The organism is Streptomyces sp. NPDC107765 (assembly GCF_055657085.1).
On record NZ_JBVKBL010000015.1, the window covers coordinates 186,075 to 208,609 of the forward strand.

The 22,535-nt window shown below is 71.5% G+C and carries 17 protein-coding genes; 9 read left to right on the plus strand and 8 right to left on the minus strand.

What is annotated here, in order from left to right; genetic code table 11:
- Nucleotides 1-236 precede the first annotated feature (236 nt).
- The 8 genes from ACZ7MX_RS31220 (at nucleotide 237) to ACZ7MX_RS31255 (ending at nucleotide 10,547) form a co-directional block, all read left to right on the plus strand.
- Entirely contained in the window at nucleotides 237-3,881 is a 3,645-nt protein-coding gene (locus ACZ7MX_RS31220; RefSeq protein ID WP_472136894.1) for a sensor histidine kinase, read from the plus strand.
- A gap of 9 nt (nucleotides 3,882-3,890) precedes the next feature.
- Nucleotides 3,891-4,304 (plus strand): roadblock/LC7 domain-containing protein, encoded by a 414-nt coding sequence (locus ACZ7MX_RS31225; RefSeq protein ID WP_018087204.1) that lies wholly within the window; start codon nucleotides 3,891-3,893, stop codon nucleotides 4,302-4,304.
- Nucleotides 4,305-4,408: 104 nt separating this feature from the next.
- The gene (locus ACZ7MX_RS31230) at nucleotides 4,409-4,819 is read left to right on the plus strand and encodes a DUF742 domain-containing protein (RefSeq protein ID WP_030416114.1); all 411 of its coding nucleotides are present in this window, start codon (nucleotides 4,409-4,411) and stop codon (nucleotides 4,817-4,819) included.
- Nucleotides 4,800-5,393, plus strand: coding sequence for a GTP-binding protein (locus ACZ7MX_RS31235; RefSeq protein WP_310724004.1), 594 nt, complete (start codon nucleotides 4,800-4,802; stop codon nucleotides 5,391-5,393). Before ACZ7MX_RS31230 ends, ACZ7MX_RS31235 begins: the two co-directional genes overlap by 20 nt.
- A 403-nt stretch (nucleotides 5,394-5,796) precedes the next feature.
- Entirely contained in the window at nucleotides 5,797-8,886 is a 3,090-nt protein-coding gene (locus tag ACZ7MX_RS31240; RefSeq protein WP_472136897.1) for a sensor histidine kinase, read from the plus strand.
- Between the two features lie 10 nt (nucleotides 8,887-8,896).
- On the plus strand, nucleotides 8,897-9,310 hold the full coding sequence (locus ACZ7MX_RS31245; RefSeq protein ID WP_018087204.1) for a roadblock/LC7 domain-containing protein: 414 nt from the start codon (nucleotides 8,897-8,899) through the stop codon (nucleotides 9,308-9,310).
- Nucleotides 9,311-9,394: 84 nt separating this feature from the next.
- Entirely contained in the window at nucleotides 9,395-9,988 is a 594-nt protein-coding gene (locus tag ACZ7MX_RS31250) for a DUF742 domain-containing protein (protein ID WP_030802348.1), read from the plus strand.
- Nucleotides 9,969-10,547, plus strand: a complete 579-nt coding sequence (locus tag ACZ7MX_RS31255; protein WP_073447656.1) for a GTP-binding protein — start codon at nucleotides 9,969-9,971, stop codon at nucleotides 10,545-10,547. Before ACZ7MX_RS31250 ends, ACZ7MX_RS31255 begins: the two co-directional genes overlap by 20 nt.
- A 110-nt stretch (nucleotides 10,548-10,657) precedes the next feature.
- Here the strand turns inward: ACZ7MX_RS31255 and ACZ7MX_RS31260 are convergent, their stop codons facing one another.
- The 4 genes from ACZ7MX_RS31260 to ACZ7MX_RS31275 form a co-directional block, all read right to left on the minus strand.
- Complete coding sequence (locus tag ACZ7MX_RS31260) at nucleotides 10,658-11,314, minus strand: DUF4360 domain-containing protein (RefSeq protein WP_472136900.1); 657 nt, start codon at nucleotides 11,312-11,314, stop codon at nucleotides 10,658-10,660.
- 290 nt (nucleotides 11,315-11,604) lie between these two features.
- Nucleotides 11,605-11,808, minus strand: coding sequence for an acyl-CoA carboxylase epsilon subunit (locus tag ACZ7MX_RS31265; protein WP_472136902.1), 204 nt, complete (start codon nucleotides 11,806-11,808; stop codon nucleotides 11,605-11,607).
- Nucleotides 11,809-11,861: 53 nt separating this feature from the next.
- Nucleotides 11,862-13,445: an acyl-CoA carboxylase subunit beta gene (locus ACZ7MX_RS31270; protein ID WP_393571138.1), complete on the minus strand. Its 1,584-nt coding sequence runs from the start codon at nucleotides 13,443-13,445 to the stop codon at nucleotides 11,862-11,864.
- A 253-nt stretch (nucleotides 13,446-13,698) separates the two neighbouring features.
- Entirely contained in the window at nucleotides 13,699-16,122 is a 2,424-nt protein-coding gene (locus ACZ7MX_RS31275; protein ID WP_472136904.1) for a polysaccharide lyase 8 family protein, read from the minus strand.
- 263 nt (nucleotides 16,123-16,385) lie between these two features.
- On the opposite strand from ACZ7MX_RS31275, the gene ACZ7MX_RS31280 reads away from it, so the two are divergent.
- A complete protein-coding gene (locus ACZ7MX_RS31280) occupies nucleotides 16,386-16,994 on the plus strand; it encodes a YceI family protein (RefSeq protein ID WP_472136906.1) in 609 nt (202 codons plus the stop codon).
- A 62-nt stretch (nucleotides 16,995-17,056) separates the two neighbouring features.
- Here the strand turns inward: ACZ7MX_RS31280 and cimA are convergent, their stop codons facing one another.
- The 4 genes from cimA to ACZ7MX_RS31300 form a co-directional block, all read right to left on the minus strand.
- Nucleotides 17,057-18,697 carry a citramalate synthase gene (gene cimA, locus ACZ7MX_RS31285; protein WP_472136907.1) on the minus strand — a complete coding sequence of 547 codons (1,641 nt, stop codon included), beginning with the start codon at nucleotides 18,695-18,697 and terminating at the stop codon, nucleotides 17,057-17,059.
- A gap of 285 nt (nucleotides 18,698-18,982) precedes the next feature.
- Nucleotides 18,983-20,374, minus strand: a complete 1,392-nt coding sequence (locus ACZ7MX_RS31290) for a S28 family serine protease (protein ID WP_472136909.1) — start codon at nucleotides 20,372-20,374, stop codon at nucleotides 18,983-18,985.
- Nucleotides 20,375-20,473: 99 nt separating this feature from the next.
- Nucleotides 20,474-21,802 carry an MFS transporter gene (locus ACZ7MX_RS31295; protein ID WP_472136911.1) on the minus strand — a complete coding sequence of 443 codons (1,329 nt, stop codon included), beginning with the start codon at nucleotides 21,800-21,802 and terminating at the stop codon, nucleotides 20,474-20,476.
- Between the two features lie 104 nt (nucleotides 21,803-21,906).
- On the minus strand, nucleotides 21,907-22,524 hold the full coding sequence (locus ACZ7MX_RS31300; RefSeq protein ID WP_472136913.1) for a TetR/AcrR family transcriptional regulator: 618 nt from the start codon (nucleotides 22,522-22,524) through the stop codon (nucleotides 21,907-21,909).
- Nucleotides 22,525-22,535 lie beyond the last annotated feature (11 nt).

Below are 22,535 nucleotides of genomic sequence, written 5' to 3' on the forward strand. Positions count from 1 at the left end.
CAGCGACCCGCTCCGCTCTTGTTGGAGATCCGGCACTGTGCTGGAATTCCACGGACCGCCGCACGTTTCAGCCGGCGCGCAGGGCGCAAGGTGGCGCCGCGCGGTGGTGCCGCTCTCTCTGCCAGAGGGGGCAGTCCGCCGGTCATTCCACGGCCGCCATGGGGGATCACGGCCCCCTATACGACTCGACACCGTCCCGCCGAGGTGGGACGCCTGGTCCAGAGGTTGCGACGCTAGTGCAGGGACGTTTCAAGAGGGATGGCAGCGCTGCGGCGGAACCGGAGCTGCGCGGCGGAACCGACCGCGCCTCCTCGCCCCAGCGCGACCGCAACAACCCGGCGGGCGGCCTCACGTCGTCCGACCACGGCGGCCAGGCGCCGGGCGGTGATGCCGCGGACACCGGTGCGCCCAAGGCCGCGACCGGACCCGGTTCGCGAATAGCGCTGCGCAACTGGCGCATCAGCACCCGACTGGTCTCCCTGCTCGCGCTGCCCGTGGTCGCCGCCACCACGCTCGGCGGCATGCGCATCGCCACGCAGCTGGACAACATCGACCAGCTCGACAAGATGCAGATGCTCACCGAGATGACCCGGCAGGCCACCGAGCTCGCCGACGCGCTGCAGATCGAGCGGGACAAGTCGGCCGGTCCGCTGGCCGGCAGCGGCAACGCCAAGGACGACGCGAACGTCGTCGCCCCCCGTGAGGCGACCGACCGCGCCAAGCTGTCCTTCAACCAGGCCACCGGCGACATCCAGGGCCAGGACGCCACCATGGCCGGCGTCCGGGCGACCATCCTGGAGATCGGCCGCCAGCTCAACACCCTCAACGAGATCCGCGCCAACGCCTACAAGGACGACGGCAACACCGCGCGGACCGTCACCAGCTACAACCAGCTGATCACCTCGCTGCTGTCGCTCTCCCAGGACATGGCGCAGGCCACCAGCAACCCGGAGATGATCCGCAGTACCCGTGCGCTGGCGGCGTTCTCGTCGGCCAAGGAGTACGCGTCCATCCAGCGCGCCCTGATCAGTGCCGGCCTCGCCCACAAGGGCGGCCCGCAGCTGTCCGCCAACGACCGGCAGGCCGGCCACAACGCCGAGATCAGCGAGAAGGCGGCCCGGGACCGGTTCTCGCAGATCTACGCCAACAACGCCGGCGCGCTCACCCGCGGCCTGGACGGCAACAACGACGAGATCAAGGCCGCGTCCGCCTTCTCGCACCGCGCCTTCGCCAGCGCCTCCGGCATCCGCAGCCAGGACTACCGCTACCTCGACTGGTACGACTCCGACACCGTCAAGATCGACGAGATGTCGCGGATCGAGACCACGCTGCTCTCCGAGATGGAGCAGAAGTCCCGCGAGGCCCGCAACGAGGCCACCCAGGACGCCCTGATCAACGGTGCGGTGATCCTGCTCGTCCTCGGCGTCTCGCTGGTCGGCGCGTTCGTCGTGGCCCGCTCCATGGTCCGCTCGCTGCGCCGGCTGCAGGACACCGCGCAGAAGGTCGCCCAGGACCGGCTGCCCGAGCTGGTCAAGCAGCTGTCCGAGTCCGACCCGCAGGACGTGGACACCTCCGTCGAGTCGGTCGGTGTACACAGCCGGGACGAGATCGGCCGGGTGGCCGCGGCCTTCGACGACGTGCACCGCGAGGCGGTCCGCCTCGCCTCCGAGCAGGCCCTGCTGCGGGGCAACGTCAACGCGATGTTCACCAACCTCTCGCGCCGCTCCCAGGGTCTGATCCAGCGTCAGCTCTCGCTGATCTCCGAACTGGAGTCCCGCGAGGCCGACCCGGACCAACTCTCCTCGCTCTTCAAGCTCGACCACCTCGCGACCCGTATGCGCCGTAACGGCGAGAACCTCCTGGTCCTCGCGGGTGAGGAGCCGGGCCGCCGGTGGACCCGCCCGGTGCCGCTGGTCGACGTGCTCCGTGCCGCCGCCTCCGAGGTGGAGCAGTACGAGCGCATCGAGCTCAACGCCGTCCCGCAGACCGAGGTCGCCGGCCGGGTCGTCAACGACCTCGTCCACCTGCTCGCCGAGCTGCTGGAGAACGCCACCTCGTTCTCCTCCCCGCAGACCAAGGTCAAGGTCACCGGCCACGCGCTCCCCGACGGCCGGGTCCTGGTCGAGATCCACGACACCGGTATCGGCCTGTCCCCCGAGGACCTCTCGGCGATCAACGAGCGGCTGGCCAGCCCGCCGACCGTGGACGTCTCGGTCTCCCGCCGGATGGGTCTGTTCGTGGTCGGCCGGCTGTCCCTGCGGCACGGCATCCGCATCCAGCTCCGGCCGTCCGACTCCGGCGGCACCACCGCCCTGGTCATGCTGCCGGTCGACGTCGCCCAGGGCGGCAAGAAGCCGGCCCCGAGCACCGCCAAGGGCGTACCCGGTGACGCGGGCGGTGCGCCGTCCAGCCGGCTCGCCGGGCTCCAGCCGCGCGGCCAGGTCGGTTCCGGCCCGGGCGCCGGCGGCCGTCCCGCGCTGCCCGGCCGCGGCGGTCCCGGCGGCGCCCCGAACGCCTTCGGCGCCCCGTCCGGGCGTCCCGCGCCGGCCGGCGCCGCACCCGGCACCCCGGCCGCGGGCGGCGAGACCCGTCCGCCCGCCGCACGCTCCGGCGGTGCGCGCCCCGCGCTGCCGACCCGCGGCGCGGAGAACGGCCCCGCCAACGGCCCCGCGCCGACGGTTGCCCCGCCCACCGGTGCCCCCCGCCGCGAGGAGCGGCCGGAGCTGCCGGCCCGCGGTCCGGCGGCCGAACTCCCGGGCGCTGCGCCGGCCGGCGGCCGCGGTGGCCAGGACGGCCGCGGGAGCCGGGACGTTTTCGGCGGCCAGCAGCAGCCGGCCGGTACGAGCTGGGGCGCCCGCCGCGAGCGCGGCGGTGACGACGACTGGCCGCTGACGCCCCGCGAGGCGCAGGACCGGCCGCGCGGCCACGAGGAGCCGGACACCACCGGCAGCTTCGAGCGGCCCGCACCGGCCGGCGGCCCCGGTGACACCGCCGCGTTCGCCCGACCCGACTTCAACGCCCCGCCGCCCGCGGCCAAGGCCCCGGAGCGCGAGCCGGACCGGTACGACACGGGCCAGTACCCGGCGGACCGGTACGACACCGGCGAGTACCCGGCGGACCGGTACGACACCGGCGAGTACCCCGCGGACCGTTACGACACCGGCGAGTACCCGGCGGACCGCTTCCCGCAGCCCGCCGCCGAGGCCGATCCGTACGAGACCGGGCAGCTCGACGCCCGTCAGCTGCAGCAGGCGGACACGGACCGGGGCGGTTACGCCGACGACCTGCAGAGCACCGGCCAGTTCCCGGTGGCCCGGCCGCAGGACGGCCGCGCCCCGGAGCCGGACGTGCTCGGCGGCGCCGACGCCGGTCCCGGTGACGGCCGTACGCCGATCTTCGACACGATCGAGTCCAACTGGTTCAACCACCCGGCGGCCGCCGCTGCCGGTGTGCCGCCGCAGACCACCGAGGAGCCGGAGGCGCAGCGGCTGCCGCGCCGCGGATCCGCGGCGGCCCCGGGTGCGCCCGCCGAGCCGCAGGGCAACGGCGCACGCAACCCGGAGCGGGCCGACGCCACGGCGCAGTGGCGCAGTTCGCCGAACGACGAGACCTGGCGGCAGGCGGAGCAGATCCGCCAGCCGGCCTCGGGCGGTGTCACCACCTCCGGGCTGCCCCGCCGGGTCCCGCGCGCCAACCTCGTCGCGGGCACCGCGCAACAGCAGCAGCCCGCCCAGAGCGGTCCGCAGGTCTCCCGCGCGCCGGGCGATGTGCGCGGCCGGCTGACCAATCTCCGTCGCGGTATCCAGCAGGGCCGGCAGGCCGGGACGTCGTCCACCGGCAACCACGGCATTGTCGATCCCACTCACCAGCAGGAGCGTTAGTTGAGTCCGATGAGCCAGGCGGCGCAGAATCTGAACTGGTTGATCACCAACTTCGTGGACAACACCCCCGGGGTGTCGCACACGGTGGTGGTCTCCGCGGACGGGCTGCTCCTCGCGATGTCCGAGGGCTTCCCCCGCGACCGCGCCGACCAGTTGGCGGCGGTGGCCTCCGGGCTGACCTCGCTGACCTCCGGCGCGTCCCGCATCTTCGAGGGCGGGAGCGTCAACCAGACCGTGGTGGAGATGGAGCGTGGCTTCCTCTTCATCATGTCCGTCTCCGACGGATCGTCGCTGGCCGTGCTCGCGCACCCCGAGTGCGACATCGGTCTGGTCGGCTACGAGATGGCCCTGCTGGTCGACCGCGCGGGGACGGTGCTCACGCCCGATCTGCGCGCCGAACTCCAGGGCAGTCTGCTGAACTGACGGCGTCCGCAGCGCCGCCCGTCCAGCACCCACCACCCATTCGTGCCGCACCCCCCACCGGCCCAACCCGACGACAGCGCGCGCTGTCCCGTCCGGAGGACCCCATGACCCCGCCACCTGCCACTTCCGGCCCGTACGGCGCCTACAGCCAAGCGCCGTACGGGAGCGAAGGTGACCAGCCGCTGGTGCGCCCGTACGCCATGACCGGAGGCCGGACCCGGCCGCGCTACCAGCTCGCCATCGAGGCGCTGGTCAGCACGACCGCCGACCCCGCCCAGCTGCCCGGGCTGCTGCCCGAGCACCAGCGGATCTGCCACCTGTGCCGTGAGGTGAAGTCGGTCGCCGAGGTCTCCGCGCTGCTGCACATCCCGCTGGGCGTGGCGCGGATCCTCGTCGCGGACCTGGCAGAGGCCGGGATGGTGGCGATCCACCAGCCCGGTGGCAGCGGCGAGGCCGGCGGTACGCCGGACGTGACCTTGCTGGAGAGGGTGCTCAGTGGACTTCGCAAGCTCTGACGGCGGCTTCGCCGCGAGCCCGGCCCGCGCCACCACGTCCGCGAAGATCGTGGTGGCGGGCGGCTTCGGCGTGGGCAAGACCACGTTCGTCGGCGCGGTCTCGGAGATCAACCCGCTGCGTACGGAGGCCGTGATGACCTCCGCGTCGGCGGGGATCGACGACCTCAGCCACGTGCAGGACAAGACCACGACGACCGTGGCGATGGACTTCGGCCGGATCACGCTGGACCAGGACCTGATCCTGTACCTCTTCGGTACGCCGGGCCAGGACCGCTTCTGGTTCATGTGGGACGACCTGGTCCGCGGTGCCATCGGCGCGGTCGTGCTGGTGGACACCCGCCGCCTGGCCGACTGCTTCCCCGCCGTCGATTACTTCGAGAACAGCGGCCTGCCGTTCGTCGTCGCCCTCAACGGCTTCGAGGGGCACCAGCCCTACACGCCCGACGAGGTGCGTGAGGCGCTGCAGATCGGTCCCAACACCCCGATCATCACGACCGACGCCCGGCACCGCAGCGAGGCCAAGAGCGCGCTCATCACGCTCGTCGAGCACGCGCTGATGGCCCGGCTCAAGTAGGAACCGGCCACCGCTCCGGTTCGTCATCTGTAGGGGACAACCCGGCAGTTGACTCTTATGGGGGGCGCCGCCCTGCCCAGGGCTGCGCCCCACCATCCGCGAAGGGATCTGTGTCCTTCGACACGCCCACAAATTCGCTTCATAACGTTTCGACAGTGAATCCCTGAGGTTTCGACACACCACGCGCATGCCCGGCTTCGCTGCGCTCACGAATCGCCTGCCTTTTGCTGCGTCTCGCCCTTAACGCCCCTTTTATCTGAGGGCCTTCCGGGCCCGCTCAGGCTTTGCTCAGTGTTTGGAACGCACCGCCCTGACGTGCTGAAATTCGCTGAACTCCGGAGTAGGAAAGCCCAGAAGAAACGGCACAGCAGGTCGTGCCGGCCGCCGAGAGGTTGTTGGTCGAGTGAGGCGAAGCACGTCTAGCCCCGAGCCGCAGGAACCGCGGCGGGGCAACTTCACGCCGCCACCGAGAGGTGGCGTACCGGCTTCCGACGCGCCCGAGGACCCGGTCGCGAAGCCTCCGGTCAGCGGTAGCAAGTACTCCCCGCGCAACTGGCGGGTGGCCACCCGGCTGAACGCCATCCTGCTGATCCCCGTGCTGCTCGCCCTGGTCTTCGGCGGCCTGCGGGTGAACACCTCGTTCGCCACCTGGCAGGAGGCGCAGGACGCGGAGAACACCGCGAAACTCGTGCGCGCCGCGCTCTCCTACAGCACCGCCCTGATCGACGAGCGGGACCGCACCGCGGCGCCGCTGCTGGAGGGCAAGAAGGACGACCCGGTCGTCCAGGAGGCCCGGGACACCACCGACGCCGCCGCCGACGCCTTCCACAAGGCCGCCAAGGCCATGCCGGACAAGCCGGGCCTCAAGCGCCGGCTCGCCTCGTTCGAGAAGGTCGAGCCCAAGCTCCAGGTGCTGCGCCAGGCCGCGTACACCGCCAAGCTGCACGGTGTGCAGACCGAAGAGGGCTACATCGAGGTCCAGCACCCGCTGATGGAGTTCGCCAACGAACTCGGCCTGGGCACCGGCAACATCACTTCCTACGGCCGCACCGTCTACGCCGTGGCGCTGGCCAAGGCCGCCGAGTCGCTGGAGCGCTCGATCGGCACCCACCTGCTGGTCGACCCGGCGTCCCCGCAGGGCGGCAAGGAGCACAAGCTCCAGCTGACCGCGTTCGCGTCGTACCGCTACCTGGAGGGCATCGCCATCGGCGAGTACACCTCCGGCGGCACCCCCGAGGACGTCGAGCGGCTGAAGAAGGACGCCGCCGCACTCAAGCAGGCCGCACAGCAGAAGATCGCACAGGCGAAGCAGCAGGCGCAGGCCGCGAACCGGCCGTTCCGCACGCCGCCGTCGATCGACCAGATGTCCACCTTGATCGGGACCGGTGCGGCGCCGGAGACGCTGAGCCTGAAGGGCATCACCTCCGACAGCTACTTCGCGGCCGCAACCGGCAAGTTCAACATGTACCGGTCCATCGAGAAGGACCTGGCCGACAAGGCCGTGAACGAGGCCGCGCAGATCTCCGCGGACGCCAAGCAGTCCACCTTCGTCGACTCCGCGATCGCGGTCGCCGCGCTGATCATCGCGTTCGTCGTGGCCGGTCTGATGGCCCGCCGGATGAGCCGCAACATGCGCCAGCTGCGCAACGCCGCCTTCGGTATCGCCGAGCAGCGGCTGCCGATGCTGGTCGACCAGCTCTCCCGGACCGCCCCCGGCCGGGTCGACACCCGCGTCACGCCGATCCCGATCTCCACCACCGACGAGATCGGCGAGGTCGCCCGGGCCTTCGACCAGGTGCACCGCGAGGCCGTCCGGCTGGCCGCCGAGCAGGCGCTGCTGCGGGGCAACGTCAACGCGATCTTCACCAACCTCTCCAGCCGCAACCAGGGCCTGATCGAGCGTCAGCTGGAGCTGATCACCGACCTGGAGAACAACGAGGCGGACCCGGACCAGCTGGAGAGCCTCTTCCGGCTCGACCACCTCGCCACCCGTATGCGCCGCAACGGCGAGAACCTCCTCATCCTCGCCGGCGAGGAGCCGGGCCGCCGCTGGAACCAGCCGGTGCCGCTGGTCGACGTCCTGCGGGCGGCGATCAGTGAGGTCGAGTCGTACGAGCGAATAGACCTCACCGGCGTGCCGGAGAGCGAGATCCACGGCACCGCCGTGACCGACCTCGTGCACCTGCTCTCCGAGCTGCTGGAGAACGCCACCACGTTCTCCTCGCCGCAGACCAAGGTGCGGGTGACCGCGACCCGGCTGCCCGACGGCCGGGTGATGATCGAGATCCACGACAAGGGCATCGGGCTGACCCCCGAGGACTTCGCGGACATCAACCACAAGCTGGCGAACCCGCCGAGCGTGGACGCCGCGATCTCGCAGCGCATGGGCCTGTTCGTGGTCGGCCGGCTGGCCGACCGGCACGGGATCCGGGTGCAGCTGCGCCCCTCCGGCGAGCAGGCGGGGACCACGTCCCTGGTCATGCTGCCCGAGGCGATCACGCACGGTGGTGGCGGCGACGAGCAGTTCGAGGACGACTTCACGGTCTCCCGGATCGTCCCCGAGCACCAGCAGGCCGCCTACGAGAGCCACCAGCGCACCGCCGCCGAGCTGGGCTTCGACGACAGCCGCTACGCCCGCACGGACGCCGCCGAGATGGACATGGTCGGCCGCTCGCTGATGCGCGAGGAGCGCCGGGCCGCGCTGGAGGCGCAGACCACCGGCGGCGAGCGCCCGGCCGAGGGGCCGGACGTCGGCAATCCGCTCTTCCGCGACCCGGCGACGTCCGCCTCCGGGTACCAGGGCCACCCCGCCCCGGGCTATCCGGAAGCTGATCAACCGCTCTACGACGACCGCTCGCACGGCGGCCAGGCGTTCGGCGATCCGGGCTTCCCGGAGACCACCGGCCAGCAGCCATACGTCTCGCACGAACCGGTCCAGCCGGACGAATGGTCCGAACGCCACGCATCCGAGGGCTACTTCGGGACCGAAGCGGAATCTGACCGGAATACAACTGCCGCTCCCGCTGACGCGTCCGAGCGCGTACCATTCGAGCGTCCGGGCCCCACACCGAGCGACCCGCACCCGCTGACGGACGCCGGCCTTCCGCGCCGCGGAGGCCGCGACCAGCAGGCACAGCAGGCTCAGCAGCCGCGGAGCGCGCCGGAGACCGGCCAGGACGGCTCCGACTGGCGCAGCTCCAACGACGAGCGCTGGGAGCGGGCGGAGCGGCTGCGCGAGCCGAAGGCGGGCGGAGTCACAGCCTCCGGTCTTCCCCGCCGGGTGCCCAAGGCCAACCTGGTCGAGGGTGCCGCGGAGCAGACCCCGCAGGGCGGCCCCCAGGTCTCCCGCGCCCCGGAGGACGTCCGCGGCAGGTTGAGCAACCTCCGCCGCGGGGTCCAGCAGGGACGCAGTGTCGGCACGGACCCCTCCGGGGTCCCCCAGAATGACCAACAGGGCTTCGGCCCCGGCAGCACCTACGATCAGGAGCGTTAGTGTGAGCCCGATGAGCCAGGCGGCGCAGAATCTGAACTGGTTGATCACCAACTTCGTGGACAACACCCCCGGGGTGTCCCACACGGTTGTGGTCTCCGCGGACGGACTCCTCCTCGCCATGTCCGAAGGCTTCCCCCGTGACCGCGCCGACCAGTTGGCGGCGGTGGCCTCCGGGCTGACCTCGCTGACCTCCGGCGCGTCCCGCATCTTCGAGGGCGGGAGCGTCAACCAGACCGTGGTGGAGATGGAGCGTGGCTTCCTCTTCATCATGTCCGTCTCCGACGGATCGTCGCTGGCCGTGCTCGCGCACCCCGAGTGCGACATCGGTCTGGTCGGCTACGAGATGGCCCTGCTGGTCGACCGCGCGGGGACGGTGCTCACGCCCGACCTCCGCGCCGAACTCCAGGGCAGTCTTCTCAACTAGCAAACAGGCAGTGCGTTTCCCGCCGCCGCGTCTTATGGTTCGGTGGCGCGACCGGCGTCAGACAGGCAAGTTGAAGGAGGAGACGTGGCAACGCCCCCTAGCGGATACCCGTACGGTTCCGGGCAGGAGTCCGGGCCTGTGGGCGAGACCCATCACAACCGCTTCAACTTCCCGTCTGCGCCGAGCCGTCGGCCGCAGCGGCTACAGCCGCAGCCACAGCAGCCGGGGCCGTACGACTCCCAGCCGTACGAGCCGTCGGTGTACGACCAGCCGCAGGCCCCGCGCATCCAGCCGGTGCAGCCGCCGCGGAAGCCCGAGCCCGCTCCCTCCGGGGCGAACAACCCGCTCGTGCGCCCGTACGCCATGACCGGTGGTCGGACCCGGCCGCGCTACCAGCTCGCCATCGAGGCGCTGGTCAGCACGACCGCCGACCCGGCCAAGCTGCAGGGCCAGCTGCCGGAGCACCAGCGCATCTGCCACCTCTGCCGCGAGATCAAATCGGTGGCCGAGATCTCGGCCCTCCTCTCCATCCCCCTCGGCGTCGCCCGAATCCTCGTCGCCGACCTGGCGGAGGCCGGGCTCGTCGCCATCCATCAGCCCGGCGGGGACGAGACCGCCGGCGGACAGCCAGATGTGACACTGCTCGAAAGGGTGCTCAGTGGACTTCGCAAGCTCTAGCGGTGCAGCCCGCTCCACCACCTCCGCGAAGATCGTGGTGGCGGGCGGCTTCGGCGTGGGCAAGACCACGTTCGTCGGGGCCGTCTCAGAGATCAATCCGCTGCGTACCGAAGCCGTGATGACCTCCGCCTCCGCGGGGATCGACGACCTCACGCACGCGCCGGACAAGACGACCACGACCGTGGCGATGGACTTCGGCCGGATCACGCTGGACCAGGACCTGATCCTGTACCTCTTCGGTACGCCGGGCCAGGACCGCTTCTGGTTCATGTGGGACGACCTGGTCCGCGGTGCCATCGGTGCCGTCGTCCTGGTGGACACCCGCCGCCTGGCCGACTGCTTCCCGGCCGTCGACTACTTCGAGAACAGCGGCCTGCCGTTCGTCATCGCCCTCAACGGCTTCGACGGGCACCAGCCCTACACGCCCGACGAGGTGCGTGAGGCCCTCCAGATCGGCCCGGACGCCCCGATCATCACCACGGACGCCCGGCACCGCAGCGAGGCCAAGAGCGCGCTCATCACGCTCGTCGAGCACGCCCTCATGGCGCGCCTGCGCTAGCGCCGCCGCGTACCGGCCCCCCGTGCCCGTACGCCGCACCTGCCGGAAGGCCCCCACATCGCGTGATGCGGGGGCCTTCGGCGTGCGGTGCGGGGATGCGCCGCGAGCGGTTACTTGCGTCCCGGGCACTCCTTCCAGGCGAAGTGGTACACGGTGTTGATGCTGCCGTCGGTGGAGTCCATGGCCATGAAGCTGGTGGCCTTGGGGTCGGCCGACTTGCCGTCCACCCTCAGCTCGGTGTTGATGTTGAAGTAGCGTTCCTCGCCGCACGGCGCGTAGACGAGCGCGTCGATGTCGGTCTGGTCCGAGGACTGCCAGTTGTTGTCGTAGGGGCCGGCGAAGCTGTGGCTCTTGCGGGCCGTCTGCTGCTGGCCCTGGAAGTAGTAGTTCGCCTGCTCCAGCCCCTTGGCGCCGGGGGCCAGCGAGGCGTAGCCGCGGTAGTCGGCGCGGGCGATGGCGTAGGTGAAGCCCTGCGGGACGTGGACGTTCAGGGCGATCTGGCAGTTCTTGCGGGCGTCGGTGGGCTTGCTGGCGCCGCCCGCCTGGGCGAGGTATTCGCTGTAGGTGACGGTGAAGGCGGTGTTGTCGGGGGCGATGGCCACCGCGGCGCTGCCGGGTCTGCAGCCCGATCCGTTGACCGTGGCCACGGTGATGGTGATCTTGCCGGTCGGCGGGTCGTCGCCGAACCGTGCTGGTGCGGTGGGGGATGCCGATCCGGCGAGGAGCAACGATGCCACTGCGGCACCAGCACTGAGCGTGCTGAGCATGGGCTCTTCCTTCCGGTCGTCCTAGGCCCGCGGCGCGGGAACACCAGGAGTAGGGATGACGAGCGCATGCCAGCACGGGAATCTCCCCTTGACCAGCTCTGCTCCGCAGGATTGGGGCGAACCTACGCCTTGATTCGGACGTCGGCTACCGAATCGGAATACCCGGACGCCGGGTACTGATGCGACATCAACCACCTTTGTTCACAAGGAAGTTGAAAAGGAAGCAAGGGGAATCGGGAACGGGAAGGGCCCCGCGGACGTGCCGCGGGGCCCTTTGCGTGCGTGCTCGGTCAGCGCTGCCAGCTGGTCGCGCCGTGGAAACCGGTCTGGCGCTCCAGACGGCGCCAGCGGGCGGCGGTGGCGTGCGGGCCGGCCGGGGCGGCCGGGCGGTGGGCGGCGCGGGCCAGCAGGACGGCGGTCAGGGCGGCGAGCTCTTCCTCGCTGGCCTGGCCCTTCTCCACGCGGATCGGTGCGGTGCGGTGGGCAGGGTTCACGGTGTCTTCTTCTCCGTCGTCGCGTCGTCGGTGGGTCGCGGGTGCCAAAGGGGCTACTGGGGCGGGTTGCCGTGCTTGCGGGCCGGGAGGTCGGCGTGCTTGGTGCGCAGCATGTCCAGGGCCCGGATGAGGGTCCGGCGGGTGTCGGCGGGGTCGATGACGTCGTCGACCAGACCGCGCTCGGCCGCGTAGTACGGGTGCATCAGCTCGGACTTGTACTCCTTGACCATGCGGGTGCGCATGGCCTCGGAGTCGTCGGCCTCGGCGATCTGCTTGCGGAAGATGACGTTGGCCGCGCCCTCCGCGCCCATCACCGCGATCTCGTTGGTCGGCCAGGCGTAGGTCAGGTCGGCGCCGATGGACTGCGAGTCCATGACGATGTAGGCGCCGCCGTAGGCCTTGCGCAGGACGATGGAGATGCGCGGCACGGTGGCGTTGCAGTACGCGTACAGCAGCTTGGCGCCGTGCCGGATGATGCCGCCGTGCTCCTGGTCGACGCCGGGCAGGAAGCCGGGCACGTCGAGCAGGGTGACGATCGGGATGTTGAAGGCGTCGCACATCTGGACGAAGCGGGCGGCCTTCTCGGACGCCTCGATGTCCAGCACACCGGCCAGCGACTGCGGCTGGTTGGCGATGATGCCGACCACCTTGCCGTCGAAGCGGCTCAGCGCGCAGATGATGTTGGTCGCCCAGCGCTCGTGGACCTCCAGGTACTCGCCGTCGTCGACGATCTCCTCGATGACCTTGCGCATGTCGTACGGGCGGTTGCCGTCGGCCGGCACCAGGTCCAGCAGCGCGTCGCCGGAGCGGTCGGCCGGGTCCTCGCACGGCACCGCCGGCGGGTTCTCGCGGTTGTTCGCCGGCAGCAGGGAGAGGAGGTAGCGGACCTCCTCCAGGCAGCTCTGCTCGTCGTCGTAGGCGAAGTGGCAGACACCGGACGTCTCGGCGTGCACATCGGCGCCGCCCAGGCCGTTCTGGGTGATCTCCTCGCCGGTCACCGCGCGGACCACGTCCGGGCCGGTGATGAACATCTGGGAGGTCTCGCGGACCATGAAGACGAAGTCCGTCAGGGCCGGGGAGTAGGCCGCGCCGCCCGCGCACGGGCCGAGCATGACCGAGATCTGCGGGATGACCCCGGAGGCCTTGGTGTTGCGCTGGAAGATGCCGCCGTAGCCGGCCAGCGCCGAGACGCCCTCCTGGATGCGGGCGCCCGCGCCGTCGTTGAGCGACACCAGCGGGGCCCCGGCCTGGATGGCCATGTCCATGATCTTGTGGATCTTCGTGGCGTGCGCCTCGCCGAGCGCGCCGCCGAAGATCCGGAAGTCGTGTGCGTAGACGAACACCGTCCGGCCGTGGACCGTGCCCCAGCCGGTGATCACACCGTCGGTGTAGGGCTTCTTCGCCTCCAGGCCGAAGCCCGTCGCCCGGTGCCGGCGCAGCGGCTCGACCTCGTTGAACGAATCCTCGTCCAGCAGCAGCTCGATCCGCTCGCGCGCCGTCAGCTTGCCCTTGGCACGCTGGGCCTCGGTCGCCCGCTCGCTGGGTCCGCGCCGGACCTGCTCACGGATGGCGTGCAGCTCGGCGACGCGCCCGCGGGCGTCGTTGGCGCCGGCGGGCAGATCTTCGACAGTGGTCATGTATCGACGGTACGTGTGCGGGGCGCCGCACACCGATGTCGGTTTCGTACAACGTCACATGCGTTTTGGTGGGCAGGCAGTACAGAACCCTCCTGTACCCGGCCCGCGTCCCGGCCCCCGTTCGGGTGGCCGGGACCTGCTTCCTCTGTATGGGCCCGACAAACGGCCGCCGAGTGATGTTGTGGTGACCGGTGGTACGCCGGCCCGGACGGCCGGTGGTCCGCGGGGCCGGCGGCACGGGCCCCGGCGCAGGTCAGCGCAGCCGCACGGTGCAGCGGTGGGTGGCGCAGACCGTACCGGGGCGGACCCGCAGCCACAGGCCCCGCCCGGTCCGACGCACCTCGATCGCCGGGTCGTGGTCGAGCACCTCGCGCACGGGCCGTGACCAGGTGATCTCCACCGGGTCACCGGTCCGGGCGGGGGCCGCCAGGCACAGCCGGGCGGACCGCCCGTCCGGCCGCTCGCGGAGCAGCACGCTCACCGGGCCACTGCTGCGCAAGGGGCCCGCGCGCCCCGCCCGCCAGAAGTTCGCGGCCGTTACGCCGAGCGGGTGGACGGCGATCGCCTGGCGGCACGCGTCGTTGGCGAGCACGGTCAGCCAGTGCGGGTCGGCGGCCCGCGCCGCGACGGCGTGCGCGCGGGCCCCCGGCATCAGGAGATACGCATAACAGGCATCCGACGGATCGACCCCGTGATCGCACCACAACGTGACATACCGCCGGGTGAACGGCTCCGCGGACGAGGTGGTGTTGATGTCGTGCCAGGAACCGGTGCGGGCCTCGCGCAGCGCGTGCAGCGGGACGCCGCCGGGGAAGACGTAGCCGCCGTGCCCGGCGAGGTGGGCCCAGCGGGCGCGGCGGAAGGCGGTGCGGTGGCCGAGCGTGCCGGGTTGCCGTACGCCGTCGACGGTGAGCGCGGCCGTGCCGTACTCCCCCAGGCACCGGTTGTCGACGACGGTCTCGACCGCCACGCCGTCCCGCGCGGTGATCCCGGCGCCCAGGCAGACGACGCAGTCCGCGAGCGCGAACCAGGACTTCCGGGCGCACAGCGTCGAGGACAGCCCGCGCAGCTGCTGCCCGAGGGCGGCGAACTCCCCGTCGGTGGTACCGCCGACCCACCGGACGTCGGGCTTCGGCTCGCCCCATCCGCCGCCCTCGTCGTCCGCGAGCCGCTTGGTGGACACGGTCGTGCCGGGCAGCCGGTACGGGTCGACGGTCGGCCAGAAGGCATCCGTGTACTGGTCACCGCCGAAGTCCGCGCCCCACCAGTACGTCATCCCCGCACCGGTGTGCCAGCCGCGCCGGTTCTCGCCGTTGCCGTTCTCGTAGTACGTGATCCGGTCCGAGCACATCGCCACGTTCACGGCCCAGCCGGGGCGGCGGTGCACGGCGCGGTCCATGGCCGCGAAGAGCCGGTGGCCGACGGGCTCGGCGGCGGCCGGGCCGGGGCCGTCGGCGATCTTCCGCAGCCGGGCGAGGTCGGCGACGCCGTACTGCCGGTCGGTGAGCACCGGCAGGGTCCGGTCGCGGGCGATCCAGCCCTTGATCATCGCGTGCCAGCGGTCCCGCTCGGCGGCGCTCGCGCTCTCGCCGAGCAGCGCGATGGCGGCGATCAGCGCATGGCCATGGTAGTGGTCGCTGCGCAGCACCCTCCGCTCGTCGTTGCGGAGGTAACCGCGGCTGATCGCCCGGCCGTTGACGCTGTCCATCATCAATCCGTTGTGCAGCAGCGGCGCGTAGGCGTGCTCCACGCTGTCGAGGATGATCTGCCGCCCCGGATCGGTGACCTCCCACTCCGACCCGCCGAGCAGCGCGAACAGCCGGCCCAGCCCGTCCAGCAGGACGTAGCCGTAGGTACCGGAGTAGGCGACCCAGGTGTGCTGCACGAACGAGCCGTCGGCGTAGAGCCCGTCGCCCTCGCTGACGTACGGGAAGACCGGTGAGAGGCCGTCCCGGGCCAGTGCGACCTTGACGGGCGCCCGGCCGAGGATGCCGCGCAGGGCGACCACCCGGCACAGGTCGACGCGGTTGGCGCCGGTGCTGGTGCCGGTGTAGTCGCCGAGCATCGTGTCCGGCACGAAGTGGTCGACGGCGGCCAGGCAGCGGGTGCGCAGGTCGCCGGGCAGGCCGCCGCCGTCGGGCAGGTGCTCGTCCAGGATCGCGAGGGTGTCGAGGAGGAGTCGGGGGCTGCCGATCTGCCACTCCCACCAGTTGCCGTAGCGGCTGGTGGCGGTGTTGTAGACGGTGGCTTCGAGGTGGTCGAGGCCGGTGAGGACGGCGTCGGCGAGGCCGGGGTCGCCGGTGCGGCCGGTGCCGGGCTGGGCGTACGCCTGGGCCATCGTGTTCAGCCGGCCGTAGCTCTGGGTGATGCCGGAGGGCGGGTCGTAGCGGCAGTCGGGCCAGAGGGAGCCGGCAGCCGGCCGCATGCCCGCCCGGAAGGTGGCCGCGAGGTCGCCGGTCTCCTTCAGGACGGCGGCGAACGGCGGCGCGGTGGCGTCGAAGCCCGTGCCGAGGGTGAGCGTGCACCAGCGGCTGCGGAGGGTGTCGTAGGCGTCGCCCACGGTGGACGGGGGTGCGGCGGAGGCGGGCCGGACGGCGGCGAGGGCGAGCGCGCTCGCGGTGGAGACGGTGAGAAATCCTCGGCGTGACCAGACGGACGGGGCGGGCTCGGTCGGCACGGTCGGTCCTCTCCATGGCGTCAACTGGGGTGTGGCGCTGCGCACTTGGGAGTCTCCGATGGTCTAGCACGGCCCTTCGTGGCACGGCAATGACCGCGCCGCAACGCCGCCCACCACCCGTCCGGCCGAGCCCGGCACCCCCTCCGGGAGGCCCGGCTCACACACAGAGAGGTTGAACATTGAACTAAATGGAGCTACGGTGGGCGCTGTCGTTGAACGTTAAACCACCTTGCTGTCCGCAGCACCCGTCCTGAGGAGGAGCCATGGCTCTGTTCACCCGCAAGCGCACCGCCGAGACCGCCGCCCCCGCCGCCGTCCTCGAGGCGGACCCCGCCCTCGCCGCGCTGACCGGCGACTACACCATCGACCCGGCCCACAGCAGCATCGGCTTCACCGTCCGGCACGCCATGGTCACCAACGTCCGCGGCACGTTCGGCGCCTACGAGGGCACGCTCGCCCTGGACGGCACCGACCCGTCCCGGTCCGCCGCCTCCCTGGACGTCGAGATCGCGAGCATCGACACCGGCATCGCGGACCGCGACGCCCATCTGCGCGGCCCGGACTTCTTCGACGCCGAGAACTTCCCGCGGATGACCTTCCGCAGCACCGCCGCCGAGCGCGTGGACGGCGACCGCTACCGCATCACCGGCGACCTGACCCTCCGGGGCGTCACCAAGCCGCTCGCCATCGACCTGGAGTTCAACGGCTCGGCCACCGACGTCTACGGCGCCGAGCGGGTCGGCTTCGAGGGCAGCGCCGAGATCCTCCGCTCCGACTGGGGCCTGACCTGGAACGCGGCGCTGGAGGCCGGCGGCGTCATGGTCAGCGACAAGGTCAAGCTCAGCTTCGACATCTCGGCGGTCAAGGCGTAGGGGCCGGCGGCTCACCCCACCGGTGGGGGCAGGCGTGCACGATCACGCCTGCCCCCACCGGCCTACGCCTGCGGGTCGACACCCGCCCGCAGCAGCCCGTACGCGTAAGCGTCGTCCAGGGCCTGCCAGGACGCTGCGATGACGTTCTCCGCCACACCGACCGTGGACCACTCGCCGCGGCCGTCGCTGGTGGAGACCAGGACGCGGGTGATGGAGCCGGTGCCGAGGGCGCCCTCCAGGATGCGGACCTTGTAGTCGACGAGTTCCATGTGGGCGAGCTGCGGATAGATCCGCTCCAGGCCCACCCGCAGCGCGCGGTCGAGCGCGTTGACCGGGCCGTTGCCCTCCGCGGTGGCGACGATCCGCTCGCCCTTGGCCCACAGCTTCACGGTCGCCTCGTTGGCGTGCGTGCCGTCGGGGCGGTCCTCGACGATCGCCCGCCAGGACTCGACGGTGAAGTAGCGCAGCGCCTTGCCGCGGACCTCCTCGCGCAGCAGCAGCTCGAAGGAGGCGTCGGCCGCCTCGTACGTGTAGCCGGCCAGTTCGCGTTCCTTGACGCGGGCGACGACCCGGCCGACCAGCTCGCGGTCGCCGCCCAGGTCGAAGCCCAGTTCCTTGCCCTTGAGCTCGATGGAGGCGCGGCCGGCCATGTCGGAGACCAGCATCCGCATCGTGTTGCCGACCAGCGCCGGGTCGATGTGCTGGTAGAGGTCCGGGTCGACCTTGATCGCGGAGGCGTGCAGCCCGGCCTTGTGGGCGAAGGCGGAGACGCCGACGTAGGGCTGGTGGGTGGAGGGGGTGAGGTTGACGACCTCGGCGATGGCGTGCGAGATCCGGGTGGTCTCGGCGAGCTTGCCCTCGGGCAGCACCTGCCGGCCGTACTTGAGCTCCAGCGCGGCGACGACCGGGAAGAGGTTGGAGTTGCCGACCCGCTCGCCGTAGCCGTTGGCGGTGCACTGCACGTGGGTGGCGCCGGCGTCCACCGCGGCGAGGGTGTTGGCGACGGCGCAGCCGGTGTCGTCCTGGGCATGGATGCCCAGCCGGACGCCGGTGTCCGCGAGGACGGTCCGGACGACCGCGGTGACCTGCGCGGGAAGCATCCCGCCGTTGGTGTCGCAGAGCACCACGACATCCGCACCGGCTTCGCCGGCCGTCCGGACGACCTGCTTGGCGTAGACCGGGTCCAGCGCGTAGCCGTCGAAGAAGTGCTCGCAGTCGAGGAAGACCCGGCGGCCCTGGGACCGGAGGTGGGCGACGGTGTCCCGGACCATCGCGAGGTTCTCCTCCGGGGTGGTGCGCAGCGCCAGTTCGACGTGTCCGACGTGGGACTTGGCGACCAGCGTGATGATCGGGGCCCCGGAGGCCAGCAGGGCGGCGACCTGGGGGTCGTCCTCGACGCGGACGCCGGCCTTGCGGGTGGCGCCGAACGCGACCAGCTGGGCGTGCCGGAAGTCGATCTCCTCGCGGGCGCGCTGGAAGAACTCGGTGTCCCGGGGGTTGGCGCCGGGCCAGCCGCCCTCGATGAAGCCGACGCCGTACTCGTCGAGGTGCCGCGCGATGGTCAGCTTGTCGGCGACGGTGAGGTTGATGCCCTCGCGCTGCGCACCGTCGCGGAGGGTGGTGTCGAAGACGTGGAAGTCGTCGGGCACCGCGCCGGCGGGACGGGGGGCGGGCGACGGGGAGGCTTGGGGTGCGTCCGTCATGCGGTCTGGCTCCTGTCGGGTTCTCGGTCTACCGGAATAACCGGTGCCACCGCCCCTCCATGCTCCCTCGCGCTCCGCCTCCGGTGGGGTGTGGGCCGGAAACGAAAAAACCTCTCGCGGGTGCGAGAGGTCTGCGCGCGGGTCTGGGACGACGGTGGCCGCGCCGTACTCGGGTCGTACGGGGCGGTCACTGCGGACCGGCGCGCCTGCTGCCAATAATCATGGCGAACGAGAGCACGGTCCGCAGTGTGCCATATCGGACGCACCGCGCACCCGGCGGTCTCACTATGCGGGCGGCGTGTCCACCGCGGCCCAGCGGCGCAGCGCGGCGGTGGCCCGGGCGCGGTCCCGGGGCGCCAGCTGGGCGAGGGCCGTGGCGTGGCCGGCGCCCGGCGCCACGTAGACGTGCGCGTCCCGGCCGCCCCGGCCGGTGCGGAACGGTTCGGCCCTGGTGGGGTCGTTCTCGCCGTAGACGAAGAGCAGCTCGCTGCCGTGGTGCCGCACCCAGCGGTCGACGTCGGGCATGGCACCGGGTACGAAGCGCATCGGGATGCTGCGCGGCACGTAGTTCCGCATCGACTGGATGCCGGGGTGGCGGAGCAGGCCGGCCAGCTGGGGCGCGGCGAGGTCGACGAAGCCGAGCTGGGTGCCGAGCTGGTAGTAGGAGGCGGTGACGGGGGCCAGGTAGTGGTCGGTGTAACCGGGCAGGGGGACCACGTGGTTGAACCACGTGTACAGCGCGTCGCTGGACGCGGTCGGCTCGGGGATGCGGTCGCAGGCCGCCTTGTCCGCCTGCATCCAGAAGAGCATCGGCAGCTGCAGCACGGTCAGTTCCAGTACCCGGTCGGCGCTGCCGAGGGTGTGGAAGGTGTGGCCCTGTCCTGCGGCCCAGCGCCCTAGGCGGCCCGCCATCTCCGCCCGCCGGGTGCCCAGCAGCTCGCGCTGTACGGCGGTGAGCGCGGCGCGGCAGGCGGGGCTGCCGACCCGTGCGAGGAAGCGGTCCACGGCGGTGTCGTCCCGGTCGTCGGTGTTGTCGGGGGCGGAGTACACCACCGAGCCGGCCACGTCGTGCGGGTGGAAGCGCCGGTGGTAGACGGTGGCCATACCGCCCTTGCTGCCGCCGGTGGAGATCCAGGCGGCGCGGTAGATCTGCTGGAGGGCCTGCACGATCCGGTGGTGGTCGCTCGCCGCCTGCCGGATGTCGAGCTTCGACCAGTCGGTGGGGTGCGGCGTGGAGGTGCCGAAGTAGCGGTGTTCGACGCTGATCTGGTTGGCGTCGAGGATCCGGGTCGGCTCGGTGCGGTACCCGGGGTCCTGGTACTGGAGGTCGTAGCCGCCGAGGTGCAGGACCGTCGGCCGGTCGGTGGACCTGTGGAGCAGGAGCAGCCGCTGCTCGAAGGTGCCCCGGGCGGGGTGCCGGTGGTCGACGGGCTGGCGGTAGTCGAGGGTGAAGGAACGGTAGCCGGCCGGGGCGGGGTTCTCCTTGATCACCCGCATGCCGGGGACGGCCGCCAGCCTGGTGCGGATGTCGTCGGCGGCCGGGCGGGACGTGGTCGGATGCGCGGTGGCCGGGTGGGCCGTGGCGGGGCGGGCCGCCGCCGCGGAGGGAGCCGCGAGGCCCGCCGCGAGCAGGCCGGTCAGCAGCAGAGGTACGAGTGGATGCCTCGTCTTCGTCATGCCTCCAGCCAAGCCGTCCGGGGGTCGGTCGCGGATCCCCCGGGCACGGGAACGGCCTCCCCCGGGCGGGGGAGGCCGTGGCCGGATCCGGAAGACGGCTCAGTCGGCGACGGGCTCCCGGCCCGGGGTCCGCGCGGCATCGGCGGGGGCCTCGGTGCCGACCCGGTGCAGATCGATGGTCCGGGTCTCCCGCATGGTGAGGTAGACGATCAGCGAGACCGCCGCGCAGCCCGCCACGTACCAGTAGTAGCCGGACTCGATGCCGCCGTTCTTGAACCACAGGGCGACGTATTCGGCGGTGCCGCCGAACAGCGCGTTGGCGATCGCGTAGGGCAGTGCGACGCCCAGTGCGCGGATGCCGGTGGGGAACAGCTCGGCCTTCACACAGGCGTTGATCGAGGTGTAGCCGGTGATCACGACCAGCGCCAGCAGCGACAGCCCGAGCGCCGGCCAGAAGCTGCCGGCGTGCTTGAGCATCATCATGATCGGCACGGTCAGCAAGGTCGAGCCGACCGCGAAGGTGATCAGCAGCGGCCGCCGCCCGATCCGGTCCGACAGCTTGCCGGCGAACGGCTGCAGGCACATGAACAGGAACAGCGCGCAGAAGCTGACCAGCGAGGCGGTCGGCTTGGGCAGCCCGGCGCTCTGCGAGAGGTACTTGGTCAGGTAGGTCGTGTAGGTGTAGTAGGCGACGGTGCCGCCCATGGTGAGGGCGATGACCAGGAACGCCTCGCGCTTGTGGGCCAGCAGCGCCTTGATCGTGCCGCGCTCCGGGTCGGCCTGGGCGCCCTCGTCGTGGGCGTAGACCTCCGTCTCCAGCATGTTGCGGCGCAGGTAGAAGACGATTCCGGCGCCCAGTGCGCCGATGATGAACGGGATCCGCCAGGCCCAGCTGTGCAGCGCGTCCTCGGACAGGGTGCGCTGGAGCACGATCTGCAGCCCGAGGCCCACCAGTTGGCCCGCGGTCATCGACACGTACTGGAAGCTGGAGGCGAAACCGCGCTGCCCTTCGGCGGACGCCTCGGTCAGGTAGGTGGCGCTGGCCGCGTACTCCCCGCCGACCGAGAGGCCCTGCAGCATCCGGGCGAGGAGCAGTACGGCGACCCCGCCGTAGCCGGCGACGGCGTACGTGGGCGCGATCGCGATCAGGACCGCCGAGGCGGACATCAGGGTGACGGTGAGCGTCAGCGCGGCCTTGCGGCCCTTGCGGTCGCCGATCCGGCCGAGCAGCCAGCCCCCCACCGGCCGCATGAAGAAGCCGACGGCGAAGATCCCCATGGTGTTCATGAGGTTGGCCGTGTCATTCCCCTTGGGGAAGAACGCGTCCGCGAAGTACACCGCGAAGCTGGCGTACACGAACCAGTCGAACCACTCGACCATGTTGCCGGCCGAGCCGACCCAGATCTTCTTCCACTGCTCTCGTCCCATAGCCGATCACGGTCGCGGACCGGTCGGCCTACGGCAAGAGCGGGTGCGGCAACGATCGGGCGTACTTACGTGCGTTGTGGTCACGCGGCCGGGTGCGGAATCGGCTACGGCTGCGGGACGCCGAGGGATTCATCGAGGAAATCCCGTAGGTGGGCGCGGACCTGTTCGCGGTCGGTGCCGGGGAGGCCGACGACGAGGTGGGTGCCGAAGCCGTCGAGCAGGGCGCGGGTGCGGGTGGCGAAGCGTTCGGCGTCGACGGGGCGGAACTCGCCCTTGGACGCGCCCTCGACGAGGAGGGCGACCAGGTCGCGGTGCCAGGCGAGTTCGAGTTCCAGCTGGCGTTCGCGGGTCTCGTCGTCGGCGTTCTGGGAGCGGTTCCAGACCTCCAGCCAGAGGGTCCAGCGCGGGTCGCGGTGGCCCTCGGGGAGGTAGAGGTCGATCAGCGCCTCCAGCCGTTCGCGGGCCGGGACGCGGCGGGAGAGGGCGGCCCGGCGCTCGGCGCCGAGCTGCTCCTCGCTCCACTGGAGGGTCTGCAGCAGCAGCTCGTCCTTGGTCCCGAAGTAGTACAGGATGTGGCCGCTGCTCATGCCGACCTCGCGGCCCAGGCCCGCCATGGTCAGCCGGTCCAGGCCCTCCGCGGCGATGGTGGCCATCGCCGCGGCCAGGACCTGCTCGCGGGGCTGGTTGAGCCGGCGCCGGGGACGGCGCACGGGACCGGGCACGGTGACCTCCG